We start from the raw sequence: 15,832 nt of genomic DNA, 5'->3' as shown, positions 1-15,832 counted from the left end.
AGACTTTTGATTGCGATCAATCGCGCTGGCATTTAACACCGCCTTATCATCAACCGCTTTTATGGAAGCCTCTGCAGACTTTTGATTGCGATCAATCGCTTCGGCATTTAACGCCGCCTTATTATCAACCGCTTTTATGGAAGCCTCTGCAGACTTTTGATTGCGATCAATCGCGTTGGCATTTAACACCGCCTTATCATCAACCGCTTTTATGGAAGCCTCTGCAGACTTTTGATTGCGATCAATCGCTTCGGCATTTAACGCCGCCTTATTATCAACCGTTTTTATGGAAGCCTCTGCAGACTTTTGATTGCGATCAATCGCGTTGGCATTTAACACCGCCTTATTATCAACCGCTTTTATGGAAGCCTCTGCAGACTTTTGATTGCGATCAATCGCGTTGGCATTTAATACCGCCTTATTATCAACCGCTTTTATGGAAGTCTCTGCAGACTTTTGATTGCGATCAATCGCGTTGGCATTTAACACCGCCTTATCATCAACCGCTTTTATCAACGCTTCTGCGTGATTTCTATTGCGGACAATGTCGTTGGAATTTACAACTGTTTTACTTTTAACCGCATCTATCGGCTCAATATACTTGACAAGCAACCCAATCGTACTATTAAGATTTTCCCGTAAGAAATCAGCCTTTTCTGAAATACTCATATCTTCAAATGCTGTCGCGCGAGCTATGTCTGCTCCCCCAAACACCACCAAACAAAACGCAATCTTCCTCATCACACACTCCCTCACAGCACCTTACGCAATAAATGATTAGCAAACAGCATGACTATCGAAGAAAATAGCGTACTGCAAATCCCACAACGCTCAGATTAATGTTTGCTAGTTTGGGGTCCTGCCTTGCGGTGCCAACACACATCCACAGAGACCGATGATGCCAGTCCAAGGCAACGCCTGAACTGGCTCACAGGCTAATTGATGCAATATCTATGTGCGCATACACACCCATATCAACGTTGCAAATCAGCGCCTAAATTTATAGCCGGGTACTACTATCTTCAACATTAACTACCCCTACAGTTGCAATTTGACCCGAACCTTTAAGTGCGCTTTTTAGCGGCTCCTTGAGAGCACCGTTATCATTCGGGACATTGATTTCATCTTGCGGAGAGAACTCTAAGATTTCTACACGCTTGAAGAGTACATTCTTTCCGCCTTCACTCTTGGAATTATATTTTCCACGCGCGGCCTCAAGCTCTGCAGCCACTGGAGTTGGCCCGCTGGAATATTTCCCCAGAAGTTCGCATCTCGCAAGCATCCCTTGCAAGGGGCTACTTGGGGTTGACGATTTCCCCTGAAGCAGCTTGTCTCTCAACTTGTCCGCAGTATTTATATACTTAGCACGCAGTTCGGAATATTCTAGCAAGTCCTTTCGTTCTTTTTCTAGCACAGACTGCGGCACTTTTGGCGCGTCTTCATCGTCACGACTTGGATCTATAACCGGCAACCATCCGTCAATAGGGTACCTCGAAGCGTACTCGGCACTGCTTGTTACTCGCCCATCTCGCAGGTACGTCGCATCACTTACAATCAACTGGCAATACGGACGTGCCAGGCCTGACTCTCTGTTTAGCGCACTTATCAAGTGCTCTTGGGTTTTAGTGCTCAGCGACTTATTACCTGACTTTTTATCAAGCATGTCTCCAAATGAATCCGCCGTGCGGATGCGATTCGGAAACAACATAGAACCAATTGACATAACTACCTCAACTTCCTGACTGACACCACATACAAACCTAAGATATGACACCTTCATCTACCAAAAGACAAAGTAGCCTTAACACGACTTTGATTATTATTAAATCTCGTCACTCCCCCCTGTATTTTGCCGACAGTATTGACTAAAGGCATACGTGCAACCCGAGCAATATGAATGGCCTCTTCACACCCTGAACACTGTCGACCCTGTCGCTATAACAATTGAATAATCGCCACGCCAACGAGGTAACCAGTAGGTTGAAACTTCTCCATACACCTCAATAACGGTATCTTTTGGCCGCGCGGCCTTGAGTTGCGAAAATGTTCTGAGCGCCTCCTGGCCGCGGCATGTACATAAGCTCTGTACAAATTGCAAATGCCTGAGCGTGAGCACCTCACACATCTGATGGGTTAACTTATATAAATGGCTACTGTCTGCCCTGCATCGGCGCACACGGGAGGCTAACACGTAACTAGGCGTCGTAAATAACGCTACCGATAGGGCTCGCCGGCCAAAGCTCAAGGGATATAGTCGCGAGACGGGCATGAAGAACTCCTGTTGATCCACGCTAGAGAGACTATGTCAATCACTGCCATATCGGGCTATAACATATCGCTCACACGGCCCATCTGGCAGTTTCACCAGTTAACATTTTCGCGACTGTCATCATCATCAGACGGTTTGAAAATATCCATCATGAACTCCTGAATCAGCATGTTCGCGGCGGAGATTTGTACACGAGCCACTTCGACCTCCTTGTAGATACCCTCATTCTGAAGTTTTTGCGCTTTCATTTTGACCATGACCTGAGTCAGCACATCCATTTGCCGCTGTGTAGTTCCATAGGTCAACTCACCGCTCGCTGAAGCATAGTTTTTCAGAAAGTTCTGAATATCATTTTTTGGCAAATCATCTGTGCTTTTGAGCCATGCGAGAAACGCCTCATAAAAACACTCGAACTCAGGATTAACCACCGGCTCTGCTAAGTTCATTCGATGTTCCAGCGGTACAGCTGATTCAGCAGATGCTCGACCACCTGAGTGGCTAGCCCCCACAGGCAAGGGGTGATTAATGTTCATCGGCTAGCGGTTCCTTCTGAGCACTTGCAGCACCGGGAGTCGCACTGGCTAACCGATTTGCCCAACCAATAAAAAGCTGCATCGAGGCGTCATCAAGTTCGCGCACACTGTCGGGCAAACATTCAAGCTGGGCGAGTAAGCGAGGTGTAAGTCGTTCTTCAGTCGCATGGATATCAAGCTCAATAACTTGATCTGCCTGACGAATCAAATACCGCTCCTGCGCATGAAAACCAATATCAAAACGCTCTACCCCACTGTTACTCAACGTGGCTTTGAGCGCAGCCTCTTGAGGTCGGCAACGTTGTGGTAAAACCAGTTGCAACACCGGCTCAACGGCGCCGGCATGGCGCATATGCAAACGCTGTAACAGCCCGTCAAGCAACTGATCATCCATCAACACATCACCCAAGAGCTGACGCGCGGACGCTTCCAACTGTGCTTGCAATGTGGTCGCCAACTTTCGCGCTTGCAAGAGGATGAGGCTAAGATCGCCCGCCACTTGCAACATACCTTGGGCATACCCTTCTTTGAATGCATGGGCACGAACCACTTCCGCCTCTGCCTGTGCTTGCGCTACACAGTCTTTAGCCCGCTCATGGGCCTGCTGTTGCAGTCGCCGGCGATGACGGGCTGCAACCCGATCTTCACGCTTCACCAAAAGATCATTTGTCGCGGGCGTATCAATCAGCGTTCTGATGGATTCGAGCATGTTGTACCGCCAGGATAAAAAGTGACGAGTTGGGTTTTTGCGCCTGTAAGCTTTGCTCCAACGTGACCACCGCCGGGGCAAACTGCAAGAGCATGCGTTCCATAAGTGCTTGTGGAATGTGCGAATCCCACGCTAATAGCGCCCCAAGGCCTAACGCTGCAATTGACTGATCCAGACCATCCTTATCGCTGACGCTGCCTGGTGCCCGATGCCCAAGATCGACCCTGGCAAAAGCACGTAATTGCGGTTCCAACTGAAACATACGAGCGCCCTTGGCCAACTGTGGCCACAACAGTTGTGCGCCCATCAGCCGCGCCACAGATGGCAAGAGCGACCAATTTTTTATCCACTGCTCAGTCCAGAAATTACGCTCCAACTGATGCGGGTCGGTCGAGGCCAATCCAAGTTTGCGCAATAACATTTGGTTTAGCGCAGTACGTGCGCTGGGATTATCAAACATCACAGGAAGCACGCCTCGATGGGGGTGCAGATAATCCAGTGGTTTATCAAGGATGGCTTGCAACACCTCAGCTCGATTCAGCATTCGCGGCCCCTTTACGCTTTATTTCTCGGTATACCCAATAACCGGTTCCCGCAGCGCTTAGCACTAGCAGTGCGAATACCCCATACAACCAAGTCAAGTCATTGGCACGCGGCTCCAGGGAAGGCGACGCATGTTGAATCTGCCCACGCTTGGACAGCACCACCGAGATGTTTTCATACTCCATGGACGAGAAGCTGTTTTTGAGAAACCGCTTGATATCGCCAATCAATAATTGTGGCTCAGTGTCACGCTCATGGACCGCCAGTGCGGACAGATGAATGGATGGCGCTTTACGCCCGCCTTCACCTGACTCCAGGTCATAACTGACATGCACCCGAGCCGATACCACACCTTCGAGGGTGGTCAATGACTGTTCAAGGCGCTGTTCCAACGCGCTATACAAGCGTGCTTTCTCTGCGCGAGGCGATGCCACCAGTGAGTCAGCAGGGAACATCTGAGCGATTTCTACACGCGGCTTTGAAGGCAAGGCATACAAGGTCAAAAGATCCACTGCAGCTGCAAAATCAGCCTGTTTGATGTAAACCGAATGGCCCGTTTTGCCGTTATTGACCTTGTTTGCCGTGATGTTGTTGCGCTGCAATACAGAAACCACTTCATTGGCTTGTTGCTGATCAAGCCCTTCCAGCAGGCTCGGCTGCCGACAGCCCATAAGCGCAACGCACAAAAAAACAATACACCCAAAAGCCCTCATGATGAGCGCAGCAAGGTTTCGGCCGTGGTGACCGTTTTACGAACCAAAGCATTGAGCAACGACACATCAATGTTGTATTGCGCGGTCATCACTTGCAGCTCACTCAACACTTCGGGATTAGTGAGATCCGGACGCGCCAGCATGGCAGTGATTTTCGCCTTATCGCTTTCGCGACCCACCGCTGAATGGGCGAAACTGTCAATCAAACGATCTTCAAGAGACACAACAGCGGCGGATTCAGGGTGCGCCAGTTCGGCCATCTGGATCGAACTGACATTCGAAGCTGCCACAGAAGAAATAGGCATATACAGTACTCAGAAAAAAGAACTGGTAGAGGTCAGGACATCTACCAGTTATATAAAAACTGCGCTTATCGTGCCGCAGAAATAATGGCAGTATCGATTTCTTTGAAACCTTTAATCGTGTTGGTTGCCGCATTTCGAAAAATGTTATACGACGAAAAAGCGGCCTGATAAGCGGCCAAGGTCGTCGGATTAGAAGCGTCCCCCTTCAATTTTGTCAGGGCTTCATCCAGCTTAGTCTTGAGGTCCTTAGCGCCTGTTTCGAAGCCATCCGCTTGTTTACCCAAAAAATCCCCATGAAACACAATAGCGCCTGCGACACTCATCATTCACCCTCTAGATTGTACAAATAGTTAATTTTGCCACGCCATCCAGGCGTTAACAGACTCGCGAAACCTAACCGCCTGTACTGGGCGCCTTTAACGCGCGGCCGAAATAATGGCGGTGTCAATTTCTTTGAAACCCTTGACAGTATTGGTTGCCGCGTTACGGAAAATATTATAAGAAGAGAACGCTGCCTGATAAGCGGCCAGCGTAGTCGGGTTCGACGCATCGAGTTTCAGGGCGTCGAGTGCTTGGTCAAGTGCCGTTTTAAGCCCACCCGCACCCTTTTCAAATTGCTGGGCTTCACCACCGATAAAATCCTTGTGGAATTCAATCGTTGCCGCCACAGGACCCGGTACGTATTTACTGTCTGCATCTATAGCCATAAATCACCTCATTAATTACAACGGTTTCGGAAAATACCAGGATGAAGGCGTCATTTTTATGTAGCCGTCCGCCCCATATTGAAAGGACTTGCCTTTCATCCAGTCATCTTTTAATTCAATTGCAAAGTGCACATAGCGATCGCCCCATTGCTGGTAAAACTCGGAGACCCAATGGCTTAATGCTTGCAGTTGTGCGTCGTCAAGACTGCCCTCAATCGTAAACGTCACGCTGTCCGTGTTTATTTGCCGGGTATAAGGCAAAGACAAACGGCGCAGCCCTTCTTCACCCACTTGCACCAACTGACTATCATCGCTGCTCACCACATGCACGCTTCGGGCATAGGGCATGGCTGCCTGCAAGTGCGCTTGAATACTTTTTTTCATTTCAGCCGTAGCAGGATTTCGCTGCCGACTGATTAATAATCGAGGCTCTGCTGGATTGGCCAGATCGAGACGGTGGTAACTAACGGCAGGCAACTGCTCTGCCAGCAACGCTTGCAAGCGGGATTGCTCGTCATAGGTGGTCAATACCTGATTCGCTGCGTAGCCATTGCGCACCAGCACCTGACGCCCCCAATTTGCATCGCGCTCAGAGTTCGCGAAAACGTATACCGCGTTATCCCTACCGTACAACACCGCCATATCCGTACTGACTCCAGAGAGCAACGCTTCAACATTGGACACCGGAGTAGGCCGCGACACTGCCCACATAAACATCGCCGCCCCCAACACCACAGCGATCAGGGTGCCGCCCATAAGTTGCTGCCATCGCGTTCCTGGCACACGCACCACTAAAGGCGTGCCAGGGCCTGCCTGCGGCAAGAGCAACTCACTCTGCCAGGACTCATCAGACGAGCGCACGGCAATCTGTAACGCGCCCACTGTGGTCAGTGTTTGCAAGGGCAGCGCACGTTCATGCACTTCACCGCCTGCCAACTCGCGGATCATGCATCCCGAACGCATATTGTCTTCGAAGACGATTTCAAAGTTACAACCGCCTGCTTCTAGCGGTATATACAACGCTTCATCTGGAAGGGTCGGTAAATGCTCCCCGGCGCAGAACTGCGCCTCGCTCCCCACCACAAAAAGAGTTCGCCGTCGATCCAGGACAAATTCACAACCTTGTAACGGGCCATTAAATATCCTTACTACATACTGCGACACAGGATGTTCCTGCATGCTGCTCACCCTTTTATCATGTACCTTTAAAAAGCGCCTGACGCTTTATCATAGGTTCCATCATATAAACCGAACCCCGCACAATCCTGATCACATTCTAGGTTTTATACGATTACCCTGATCAGAATTTTAGGGCGGCGCGCTCATCGACCAGCAACTCCTGATAGTAGCGGTAGACTTTTCGCGCATATCGTATTCTCAGGTGTTCCCTGCCAGGCAAACTTCCAGCGTTATAAGCACCTACCGCTGTCCAGTTATAACCGTGCTTGGAAATAAACTGAGCCAGTATTGAAGCACCGACATCAATGGCCAGACACGGCTCATTCAACAAGCGTTGCTCAGTAATGCCCCGAGCACGCAATTGCGGCATATGAATGCTGTTTATTTGCATAAGCCCTACATCGCGCGACCCATTGCGATTGTGATTCACCGCCTGCGGATCAAGCTTCGATTCAACTTTAGCAATGGCGTAGAGCAACTCAGGTTCAATGGAATAGCGATCGGCAACGTCGAGCCAGCACCCCGCCGATACCGTGCCCGCCCAGACTTGAGTCACCATCAAGCCTGCTAACTTTTGCCAGCTCATGCTTGCAAGTACTCACGGCCCGCCTCGACCAATCCAGTCAAGCGCGGATCACCCAATTGCGTCCTGCGCCAAGGGTCAGCACCATACTCAAGCTCATGCCAAACAACCGCCGCGCTACGATCACCGTCTAGTCGACGTTTAACAGTGAGTTGCGCAGCAGACATAGGTGGATGATTAGCCGCCCGGCACCAAGCTTCATAGTGTTGACTCGCTGCGATGACATCGGTTGCCCCCAGCACATAACAGGCTGCGAGGCCTAAATCTGCAGGCTGCTCGTCGAGCAAATGCGCTTGGCGCAAGACATTTAATGCCGCCTTGTCATCACCTGTCAGATCTAATGCGAGCGCATGGAGTGCGTATATCGCTTCATGCCCCCCCCCCAAGCTCACTGTGGCTGCGTCAATCACTTCTAGTGTCCGTTTGGGGCACAGATCAAGGGTAATACGCGCTCGCAAAAACCACGCACACACTGAGGACGGGTCTTCTTCAAGTGAGGTTTTAAGGCTTTTCAAGGCGAGTTCATGCTGACCACAGCACCACTTATGCCATGCGTAGTAGTAACGCACCTGCGCACGGTCCCCCCTCAAAAGTGCAGTGCGAAACATTAGTTCGCCAGCGTCAGGCGCACCCTGTAGTGTCGTAATGAGCGCCAGTCTAACCGCAGCTTCGACATTCCCCGGCTCTAGGGCAAGCGCCTGACTGAGTGCCGCGCGCGCCAAGGCCAGGGCTTTGTCTTGCGACTTCATTTCACGAATGGCCATGGCCAAATAGGTATCCGCCAGCCCACACCATGATGGCGCATAGGTCGCATTGAGCTGAATACAATTGAGGAACTCAACCAGCGCCTGCGCAATACTCTCAGCCGTAAACCCTTGAAGGCCGAGCAAGCCATTGAGATAGGCCAGCGCCAGTGGGTACGAACCGCATGAAGAGATACCTGGCCGCAAACCTGGTACCCGTTGTGCGACCAACGTAGCGAGTTGCTGCCAGACCTCAGCGCGATCGTTGAAAGCCAGCAGATCTTGACTGTGCAACAACGCATGATCCCGACCGCGCACCAACTCGATCGACAAGGACCAACGCCCCTCGCGCGCAATACAACGGGCACTCAGGTAATAATCCGGGGCCATTCTCTCAATAAGTGCCAGGCGGTCATGCCCCTGCACGGGGTCGACGGTTAACCCAAAGGGCATCACCCGCAAAGTATCACCAAAGGTGGTGGCCAACATGCGCACGACTTCGCAATGCAGGTCCATGCCACAGCAATCGCCGTGAGCTATTAAGGGCAGCACCAGCAGAGAGGGAACCGACACTTGAGTTGGCTCAACTTTACGCACCACAACCTCACCGACAAAGCGATAGCCTTTGCCATAGACTGTTTTGATGTGCTCATTCTGCCGCCCAAACACTTTGCGCAATGCATAGATGCAGCGCGTCAAAGATTCCTCGGCCACATCACAGTTGGGCCATACCTGATCGAGCAAAGTGTCTTTGCTTACCAACGAGCCCGCCGAGTCAAGTAACAGGCGTAATACGTGTAACTCTTTGGGGGGAAGGTGTAATCCATTACCGTCATGCAAAAGCAATCCATCGCCTTGCAGTATCCACGAGCCGAATATAAATGACGGCGCCGACGATTGATCGAAAACCCACTCCATAACGTAATATCACCCCTCCAAAAACACGCAATCTGCCTTGGCTTCAGTCCAATAACGCGAAAAGGGACAGCCCCCCTTTCTCAGACGGCTTACTGTATGGAGAAGAAAGCAAGCCCGATATCAGACCGTTCCTACAAAAAAAGGATAAGCTCCTGCTATATTGTTGACATTTCGTACATTTTTACTAAAAACCACACCTAAGCAGCGTGGATTCTTCTTAAACACTCGCTCACTAAAAAGGTTCACCTTACCTGGCAACACACGCTGATAGTGGAAGCACTTCGTTTACCAATGTGGTGAAGTCCTCGACCCTGCGCACCCGTGCAAGACCGTAAACAGGTATTTCAATTTCCAGCAGATCGTTTATGTCCAGAACAATCTCCAGAATATTCAACGAATCCGCCCCCAGATCTTCAACTAACCGAGAGCGTGGTAACACGGCACGTGTATCAATTAACAACTTGCGAGCAATGAGTTCACCGATCAAAACGCTTACGTCATCCCTGTTCAAACGTATTTACCTTTTCCATGTAGGATTACCCAAAATACTGGTTGAACTTCCAGGCGACGTTATGATGCGATTCATTCGGTGCAAGAGGGTGCGAGAGGTTTCGTAATTATCATTGCTAATAAACAGTGATTTTATTTGCCCTGCGAAGCGTGGATTATCCTTTTCAATTTGCGTAAATATTGATTTTACTAAAGTACCTTCCTCAGCTTTAGAAGGGTCTTTACCCTCAACAAGGCATGCACGAAACTCTCTACCTTCGGGGGAAAATCCAGGTACGAATCGGGCAATCTCCTCGCCCAGAATTTTATTGCCAGATTTAGATGCATCCCGACCCAGGATATTGAAACGCCTCACCACTTCCATATTCTTAGGCAATGAATTAGCATCCCACTCCGACGGGCGGAAAGTGCCTGTCCAAACCGGTTGTGATGCGTCAATTTCTTTAATACCAGAAACACTCGCAGAGGGGTTTAATTCACTATTAAATGCCTGATGTGCTGTGCCCATCGCGCCTGCATAATCAACGGTATCAACCCCAGGCACGACATTTCCACTGTCAGAGAATAGGTTATCAACTTTAAATCGACCCCCTGACTCATACCTTTCAACTACACCTTGAGCAACCGAATCGCTATTAACACTAGAATTAGTAGCCTCGGTATCAGCCGCTGATTCTACAAAATCAGTCACTGGCTGAGATTCCACTCTACGACTGAGCACAAAGGGCACTTCTACTTCTTCAAACACATTAACTTGTTCAGCTGATGACATGTGGGGAAGACTCGACGTCTTGAAAACAACTGACTCATGCATGGCGCCTTGCTCAGCATTACGAGTACTCAGAAGTCGATCAACGAGTCTATCCAAGAGCAAATCTTTTGATTTTGCTTGTTGGCTGATTATGTCCAGGGCTTGACTCAAGAGTGGCGCCAGGGGCTCTCCCTGCGCCCTAGTCAATCCGGTGTTATCAACATTGAGTGTGATATCCCCCACTGAAGCAGTGCCACCCGACATTGTCGGCCGCTTACCACCTGGCATCCCCTGCGAATTTAATCCATCAATTGTGTCAGATGGCCCGGCGTCGGGGCTTGCTTGCGCAGACAATGGCGACTCACTCCTACCCTCTTTGACACCCGCATGAAGCTCTGGCTGGCTAAGCATGGCGAAAGTGAAATCAGCCAGATGATCCGCTGTCTTACCTTGCGCATTGGCATTTAACTTCACGGCAAGGGCGCTACCCGCCGGCTGAGTCGCATTACCATAGTTACCGCAATCAGCTGCGGATTGACTACTCAGAGTAAAACCCTGACCCAACCTTTGGGCCTGTGCCTGACTGAGCCCTTCCTTCAGATAACCGTTCTGAATAAAGTCTGCCGCAACGTCAAATACACCCCTGTTATCGCTGATCAATGATGTGATCTTACCCTCTAACTGGGTATGAAGCGCGTGGCCGCCAGCATTTTTACTCCGATAAGTTGAAGAGAATCCGTGCTCACCATGCTTGGCATAAGCGCTGACTGCTTTTTTTAACATGCACTCTGCGTCTTTATAGGATTCGCTATTTTTAGCCGATGTCATCCCCAGAAAAAAAACATTGACCACGTGCTCTTTCAGTTTAACTGCGCTGGCTCTTTCATCTTCCACCAACGCATCAGGATTAGCGACGCCAACGGCTTTCAACGCTTCACCCGCCAAGTGGTTATAGGCTTCTTTACCTGATGTAAACGCTGGCGTTGCTGGAGATGTCGCGCAAGCCTGCGCAGATGGCGCAGGTGCCGCGGCGGACAATGAGCTACTGACATTACCCGCATTCATCAACGCGCCGGTCACACTGCGCTGGTTCCGCCCTCCATGCTCAGAAGCAGGAAGTGACAGCGCTGAACCCGAGTGACTCGCAACACTTAAATTCACTTTTATACCCTCGACAATCAGCTACCGCGAGCTCCACAGAACACGCGCCTTTTATTCAGAAATGAAACTGCACTTAAACACCACGCCCTAGCAAAAAACAGGATGTGAATTCGCCGGCCAGTCCACAGGCTTTAGCCAATCCCACTCACAATCGCCTTGAGCATTTCCGCATATTGACTCAGTTGAGAAGACAATATCTTGTTAAAATTCTCGTGATACGAATTAGCATTACCGTATTTAGTGGTGAACATTTGCAGTTTATTTTTAAGCTCACTTTCCTGGGTGTTAAAACCTGTTTGCCAAGCCTGAAATTTTGCGGAGTCTAGGGTTACAGTATCTCTCATACCCAGTGCATCGAGACCACTCATCATTGAATTGATTGGCCCCATGTCCAACTTTACAACATAACTACCATCAAGAAGTTGAGCGATATTACTTTTATCTTGACCAAATGCCTGCGCCCACTTTTCAGCTTCATCTTTACCCACTCCTCCATATATATTATTCGCTCCCGATGGATAAAGTATGTCTTGCGCTAAAACGCTATATTGGTTAGTAAAACTCTCCAATTCACTGTAAAGGTCTCCATTGACTTCAATCCTTTTGCCATCATCTTTGCCTGTGACCCACCCCCCCATTTTGGACATGACATCTTCATTAAATTGCTTGTAAAAGGCCGTGTAACGTGTCAGCAAAACCTCATAGGGTGAAAGGTATCCACCCTTGATAAAGTCAATCATATTGTTCAGGTCAGCAAAGAAATCACTTGTTCCACTGGCTGCCGCACGCTGATAGGTATTGTTTTGAACAGGCCCACCCGGCAAAGCTTGCAGCTGTTTAAGTGTTTCAGCCGCGAACTCAGGATCCACGCACGCTGGCGATGTAAAACTGGCTAGCATCTTGCGCTGTTCTGCCTCAAGCAAATGCCCCTGAACCTGACACCCTTCTAATGAATCACCCAGTGCAGACAAGCTTTTAACAGCCTCAGCGCTCTTGACCTGTGTGGTGTGCACGAACTCGGCCACACCTTGCCCGGAGACAGGGATACCGCAAGCTGCTGTCGTTACCGCAACGGCCACGGCATCAGCTTGCCCCCGAGCGATCCGCAACCGCTCGCTATAGCGGTCTAAAGACGCTGCCATGCCTTTTAAAGATTGCCCTTGCGCTGTATTCACACTCGAAGATTGACTCACCACTTCAGTCCTCGACAGGGGTTCAGACTTCTCGGACATTTCGAAGCGGGGAACGATATTGAGGGAGTTTCCTTGCACAGCAAAAGACATGACAGTCCTCCTTATTTAAGCGCGAGCGGATGCGATGGCGTTAACCGTTGCATTACGACCATCGACCAGGCTCTGGATGGCATCCAGCATCTTGGCTATCAAACTAGCGTCTTCTGCCGAACTCTGGTTCTCAGAGTCGCTGACCGACTTGTTAATGTTTTGTTCGGCCTGATTCAACACTTCTTTTTGGCGCTCGGCGTATTCATTGAGACGCAAAATAGAAGACAATCCGGCACTGGTAATCATGGCCAGAGAACTCAGCGCCCCACCCAAGACCAATTTGTTATCAATGCTTTTTTGCTGAAGGGCACTCGCCATGCGCGATTCCTTAGCCTCATTGATATGTTTACGAATGTCGGCTTCAAGCGTTGCAGCCTCGCTGGCACTCAACTCCTTGGTGTTTTTATTCAACTCAATGGTTTCAACTTCACCCTTGGCGTTGGTACCGGTTACCTTCGTAGCCCCTGGTTCAACCTTGATGGCAGACCCCTTCTGGGCCTGGACTTGAAGGTCAACCACCGTTTTATCGCTTTTCATTGCTGATTGAAGGTTGTTTTTTTGATCAGCATGCCGCCCCATGTTGCCCTTGATCGAAATTGCCGAACCTGCCCCGGCCATGGTCGCAGATACCACTGAACCCGTGACGGCGGCCCACATAGCGGCCTCACCGCCATTCATGATGGCAATCCCTTGAGCCTGGGCCGACTCATAAGCCATTTGAACAAACTTGCCCGAGAGCTCTCCACTCACCTGGCGTGCAATATTGATGGCCACAATCGTCGCGACCAACACACCGACGTGCTTCTCCCAAGCTGTCGGATCAAAACTCATCAAGTCGTTTACCGGGTCTTTGCCCGTAGCGCCGGGAGCACCTTTTTCTTGCTGGGCAACAGCAGTCTGAAACATGGCCATCATAACTTGGCTATCCGACTCACTGAACGTAGACGTATTCATGAAATCATCCAGCTGTTGAGCCGTCATGTGTTCAATGGCATGCACAGACTTGCCTTCCAACACTTGACCTCCGACATTGCCCGCGAAAGTTGACAACGCTCGCGCCGGTGTCGCTTTAACATCAACCGATGTTTCAAGTGATAGCGCTTTTGCGAAAATACTCGAATTACTTACCGCACTACCCAATGCACTCGCCATGACAACTCTCCTGATTGCTATAATTTAAATGTTACGTGCCATATTAAGACTGGTATTGTTCATACTCTCTTGAATACTGAGAGCCTTTTTGATGGCCTGGTCTTTGGCCTTCATTGCCTGGTCAAAGACTTCAATCATTTCACTTAAATGAGCCTTCAATGTTTCACTGATGACCATTGAAAACCTGAAGGCGGACAGATGGTCCGAAGCATTACGCTGATGTATACCCGACTTGATCCCCATGCTCGACTCAGCCGATGCACTACCGGCCTGTACCACGCTCTCGGCAATGGCCATTCGAGTTGCATATTTACCCATGCTCACAGAATCGGATTTCAGCCCCATACTGCCGCGCGCCTTGGTCATAGCCTTGGTGAAACTTTTGCTCACCGATCGTGCGGCCTGCTTGAGCAAGTCCGGGACCAATTTGGTGGCAACATCACCAAAGGCCTTGCCCATCGCGCTCGACAACTTGCCGGCTGCGGACTTACCCACCGCCATCACCACCGCCAATACGGCAACCATGGCCACAGCACCAATAATGGCACCCATAATCATGCCGGCCATTTCTGCTGACTTTTCATCAACACCCATTTTCTTCAGCAGGTTAGCGATGCCTTTGCCGAGCTGCTGGATTAAAGGGCCGACGAGGTCCATCAACGGTTTCATTGCTTGTTCCATAAATGAAACGCCGGTGATTTCCTTGGCGATCATGTCGGCCGCCATCAAAGCGACCCCCACGCCGGCCAACGCCAGGCTGGCACCGCCGGTAAACGCTGCTGCGGCCACACTGACGACCATCAGCACAGCACCCAGAATTTTACCTATGCACCCCATCGCCTTACTGGCTGCTTCCGACTTGCGTACTTCTTCTAAATACTCATTCGACTTCTGCTCCATATACTCCTGTCGCGCAGCCTGCATACTGCGAAACAGCTCTTGCTCCATGTCTATCTTGTTTTCTGCACTTTCACCCATCAGTTCTGCAAATTGCGCCATCAACAGCACCATAGTGCCCGCAGCATTCAACTGGGTTTTCATCCCGTCGAGTAAAGACTTATCCGATGCACCTTGGGTTTGTACTTGCTTGGCAAATACCTCAGCCTTGTCGGCTACGACTGCTGCAGCTTTGATGGAAGCTTTTTGATCTTGCAGCGCGGCATTTAATTGCTGCTGCGCAACGCCAACCTTGGCCTGAGCTGCATCGCGCGCCTGCAACGCTTGTGCGTGCTCAGGCGTTTCTGGCTCCGCCTCGTTCAATGCCACTTCAGCCTTGCTTAACTGGGCCTCGGCGTGCTCCAGACTGGCCTTGGCCGATGCCGTTTTGGCCTCGCTGGCACTTGCCGAGGTGACCGCGGCCTCAAGCTCTGCTACGGAGCTCAGGTAATTTTCCGACAGCGCCTTGTTGCCGTCAGCCGCTGCTTTTGCTGCCGACTTCAGAACATCCAGTCGGTTCTTCAATGAATCCATATCGATCTCACCCAGCAGGGTAATAATCGAGGAAATCAGCAAGGTAAACGTGTCTTCAGTGTTCTTCTTGGGCGCTGCCAAAGCTGGCGCCGGAGGGGCCAATACCGGACGACCCGGTACCGGAGCACCTGAGAACTGACCGCTGTAATTAACACTCTGCAAATTAACCAACGCAGTTTCGGCAGCGCGCTGGTAGGCCTTGGTATTGCCTGCCTGACTCGCAGCATCCGCGTATGCGTCTCGCGCATCCTTACGCGCAAGTGACTCCGGGCCAACCCGGTTGTACAGAGCACTTATATCCAT

General features: G+C 50.4%; 17 protein-coding genes. All 17 read right to left on the bottom strand.

Annotated elements, in window-relative coordinates:
* A partial coding sequence (locus ACZRMS_RS24170) for a hypothetical protein (protein ID WP_463997389.1) occupies positions 1-741 on the bottom strand: 741 nt, incomplete at its 3' end.
* Between the two features lie 259 nt (positions 742-1,000).
* Positions 1,001-1,723 (bottom strand): hypothetical protein, encoded by a 723-nt coding sequence (locus tag ACZRMS_RS24165; protein ID WP_463997388.1) that lies wholly within the window; start codon positions 1,721-1,723, stop codon positions 1,001-1,003.
* A gap of 638 nt (positions 1,724-2,361) precedes the next feature.
* A complete protein-coding gene (locus tag ACZRMS_RS24160; RefSeq protein ID WP_463997387.1) occupies positions 2,362-2,802 on the bottom strand; it encodes a hypothetical protein in 441 nt (146 codons plus the stop codon).
* Positions 2,792-3,511, bottom strand: a complete 720-nt coding sequence (locus tag ACZRMS_RS24155; protein WP_463997386.1) for an oxygen-regulated invasion protein OrgB — start codon at positions 3,509-3,511, stop codon at positions 2,792-2,794. The genes ACZRMS_RS24160 and ACZRMS_RS24155 overlap by 11 nt, the downstream gene beginning before the upstream one ends.
* Positions 3,483-4,055 carry a hypothetical protein gene (locus ACZRMS_RS24150; protein ID WP_463997385.1) on the bottom strand — a complete coding sequence of 191 codons (573 nt, stop codon included), beginning with the start codon at positions 4,053-4,055 and terminating at the stop codon, positions 3,483-3,485. The genes ACZRMS_RS24155 and ACZRMS_RS24150 overlap by 29 nt, the downstream gene beginning before the upstream one ends.
* Entirely contained in the window at positions 4,039-4,767 is a 729-nt protein-coding gene (locus tag ACZRMS_RS24145) for an EscJ/YscJ/HrcJ family type III secretion inner membrane ring protein (protein ID WP_463997384.1), read from the bottom strand. Before ACZRMS_RS24145 ends, ACZRMS_RS24150 begins: the two co-directional genes overlap by 17 nt.
* Positions 4,764-5,072, bottom strand: coding sequence for a type III secretion system inner rod subunit SctI (gene sctI / locus ACZRMS_RS24140; protein WP_463997383.1), 309 nt, complete (start codon positions 5,070-5,072; stop codon positions 4,764-4,766). The genes ACZRMS_RS24145 and sctI overlap by 4 nt, the downstream gene beginning before the upstream one ends.
* Before the next feature lie 65 nt (positions 5,073-5,137).
* Complete coding sequence (locus tag ACZRMS_RS24135; protein WP_463997390.1) at positions 5,138-5,395, bottom strand: EscF/YscF/HrpA family type III secretion system needle major subunit; 258 nt, start codon at positions 5,393-5,395, stop codon at positions 5,138-5,140.
* Positions 5,396-5,488: 93 nt separating this feature from the next.
* Positions 5,489-5,779: an EscF/YscF/HrpA family type III secretion system needle major subunit gene (locus ACZRMS_RS24130; protein ID WP_463997382.1), complete on the bottom strand. Its 291-nt coding sequence runs from the start codon at positions 5,777-5,779 to the stop codon at positions 5,489-5,491.
* Positions 5,780-5,794: 15 nt separating this feature from the next.
* Positions 5,795-6,958 (bottom strand): PrgH/EprH family type III secretion apparatus protein, encoded by a 1,164-nt coding sequence (locus ACZRMS_RS24125; protein WP_463997381.1) that lies wholly within the window; start codon positions 6,956-6,958, stop codon positions 5,795-5,797.
* 121 nt (positions 6,959-7,079) lie between these two features.
* Positions 7,080-7,544, bottom strand: coding sequence for a transglycosylase SLT domain-containing protein (locus ACZRMS_RS24120; RefSeq protein ID WP_463997380.1), 465 nt, complete (start codon positions 7,542-7,544; stop codon positions 7,080-7,082).
* Positions 7,541-9,202 carry a winged helix-turn-helix domain-containing protein gene (locus ACZRMS_RS24115; protein ID WP_463997379.1) on the bottom strand — a complete coding sequence of 554 codons (1,662 nt, stop codon included), beginning with the start codon at positions 9,200-9,202 and terminating at the stop codon, positions 7,541-7,543. The genes ACZRMS_RS24120 and ACZRMS_RS24115 overlap by 4 nt, the downstream gene beginning before the upstream one ends.
* Positions 9,203-9,449: 247 nt before the next feature.
* Positions 9,450-9,713: an acyl carrier protein gene (locus ACZRMS_RS24110; RefSeq protein ID WP_463997378.1), complete on the bottom strand. Its 264-nt coding sequence runs from the start codon at positions 9,711-9,713 to the stop codon at positions 9,450-9,452.
* A gap of 6 nt (positions 9,714-9,719) precedes the next feature.
* On the bottom strand, positions 9,720-11,528 hold the full coding sequence (locus ACZRMS_RS24105) for a hypothetical protein (RefSeq protein WP_463997377.1): 1,809 nt from the start codon (positions 11,526-11,528) through the stop codon (positions 9,720-9,722).
* Positions 11,529-11,755: 227 nt separating this feature from the next.
* Entirely contained in the window at positions 11,756-12,907 is a 1,152-nt protein-coding gene (locus ACZRMS_RS24100) for an IpaD/SipD/SspD family type III secretion system needle tip protein (protein ID WP_463997376.1), read from the bottom strand.
* Between the two features lie 15 nt (positions 12,908-12,922).
* Positions 12,923-14,059: an IpaC/SipC family type III secretion system effector gene (locus ACZRMS_RS24095; protein WP_463997375.1), complete on the bottom strand. Its 1,137-nt coding sequence runs from the start codon at positions 14,057-14,059 to the stop codon at positions 12,923-12,925.
* A 24-nt stretch (positions 14,060-14,083) separates the two neighbouring features.
* Complete coding sequence (gene sctE / locus ACZRMS_RS24090) at positions 14,084-15,832, bottom strand: type III secretion system translocon subunit SseC family protein (protein ID WP_463997374.1); 1,749 nt, start codon at positions 15,830-15,832, stop codon at positions 14,084-14,086.

This window comes from Pseudomonas sp. B424, from assembly GCF_055408345.1.
Note: the sequence above shows the minus strand (reverse complement) of the source record. Positions and strands in the feature narration are given on the sequence as shown.

What these genes read in the sequence shown, in the direction of transcription:
- ACZRMS_RS24165 (WP_463997388.1), bottom strand. Translation starts at nt 1,723, where the DNA reads ATGTCAATTGGTTCTATGTTGTTTCCGAATCGCATCCGCACGGCGGAT.
- ACZRMS_RS24160 (WP_463997387.1), bottom strand. Translation starts at nt 2,802, where the DNA reads ATGAACATTAATCACCCCTTGCCTGTGGGGGCTAGCCACTCAGGTGGT.
- ACZRMS_RS24155 (WP_463997386.1), bottom strand. Translation starts at nt 3,511, where the DNA reads ATGCTCGAATCCATCAGAACGCTGATTGATACGCCCGCGACAAATGAT.
- ACZRMS_RS24150 (WP_463997385.1), bottom strand. Translation starts at nt 4,055, where the DNA reads ATGCTGAATCGAGCTGAGGTGTTGCAAGCCATCCTTGATAAACCACTG.
- ACZRMS_RS24145 (WP_463997384.1), bottom strand. Translation starts at nt 4,767, where the DNA reads ATGAGGGCTTTTGGGTGTATTGTTTTTTTGTGCGTTGCGCTTATGGGC.
- sctI (WP_463997383.1), bottom strand. Translation starts at nt 5,072, where the DNA reads ATGCCTATTTCTTCTGTGGCAGCTTCGAATGTCAGTTCGATCCAGATG.
- ACZRMS_RS24135 (WP_463997390.1), bottom strand. Translation starts at nt 5,395, where the DNA reads ATGAGTGTCGCAGGCGCTATTGTGTTTCATGGGGATTTTTTGGGTAAA.
- ACZRMS_RS24130 (WP_463997382.1), bottom strand. Translation starts at nt 5,779, where the DNA reads ATGGCTATAGATGCAGACAGTAAATACGTACCGGGTCCTGTGGCGGCA.
- ACZRMS_RS24125 (WP_463997381.1), bottom strand. Translation starts at nt 6,958, where the DNA reads ATGCAGGAACATCCTGTGTCGCAGTATGTAGTAAGGATATTTAATGGC.
- ACZRMS_RS24120 (WP_463997380.1), bottom strand. Translation starts at nt 7,544, where the DNA reads ATGAGCTGGCAAAAGTTAGCAGGCTTGATGGTGACTCAAGTCTGGGCG.
- ACZRMS_RS24115 (WP_463997379.1), bottom strand. Translation starts at nt 9,202, where the DNA reads ATGGAGTGGGTTTTCGATCAATCGTCGGCGCCGTCATTTATATTCGGC.
- ACZRMS_RS24105 (WP_463997377.1), bottom strand. Translation starts at nt 11,528, where the DNA reads ATGAATGCGGGTAATGTCAGTAGCTCATTGTCCGCCGCGGCACCTGCG.
- ACZRMS_RS24100 (WP_463997376.1), bottom strand. Translation starts at nt 12,907, where the DNA reads ATGTCTTTTGCTGTGCAAGGAAACTCCCTCAATATCGTTCCCCGCTTC.
- ACZRMS_RS24095 (WP_463997375.1), bottom strand. Translation starts at nt 14,059, where the DNA reads ATGGCGAGTGCATTGGGTAGTGCGGTAAGTAATTCGAGTATTTTCGCA.
- sctE (WP_463997374.1), bottom strand. Translation starts at nt 15,832, where the DNA reads ATGGATATAAGTGCTCTGTACAACCGGGTTGGCCCGGAGTCACTTGCG.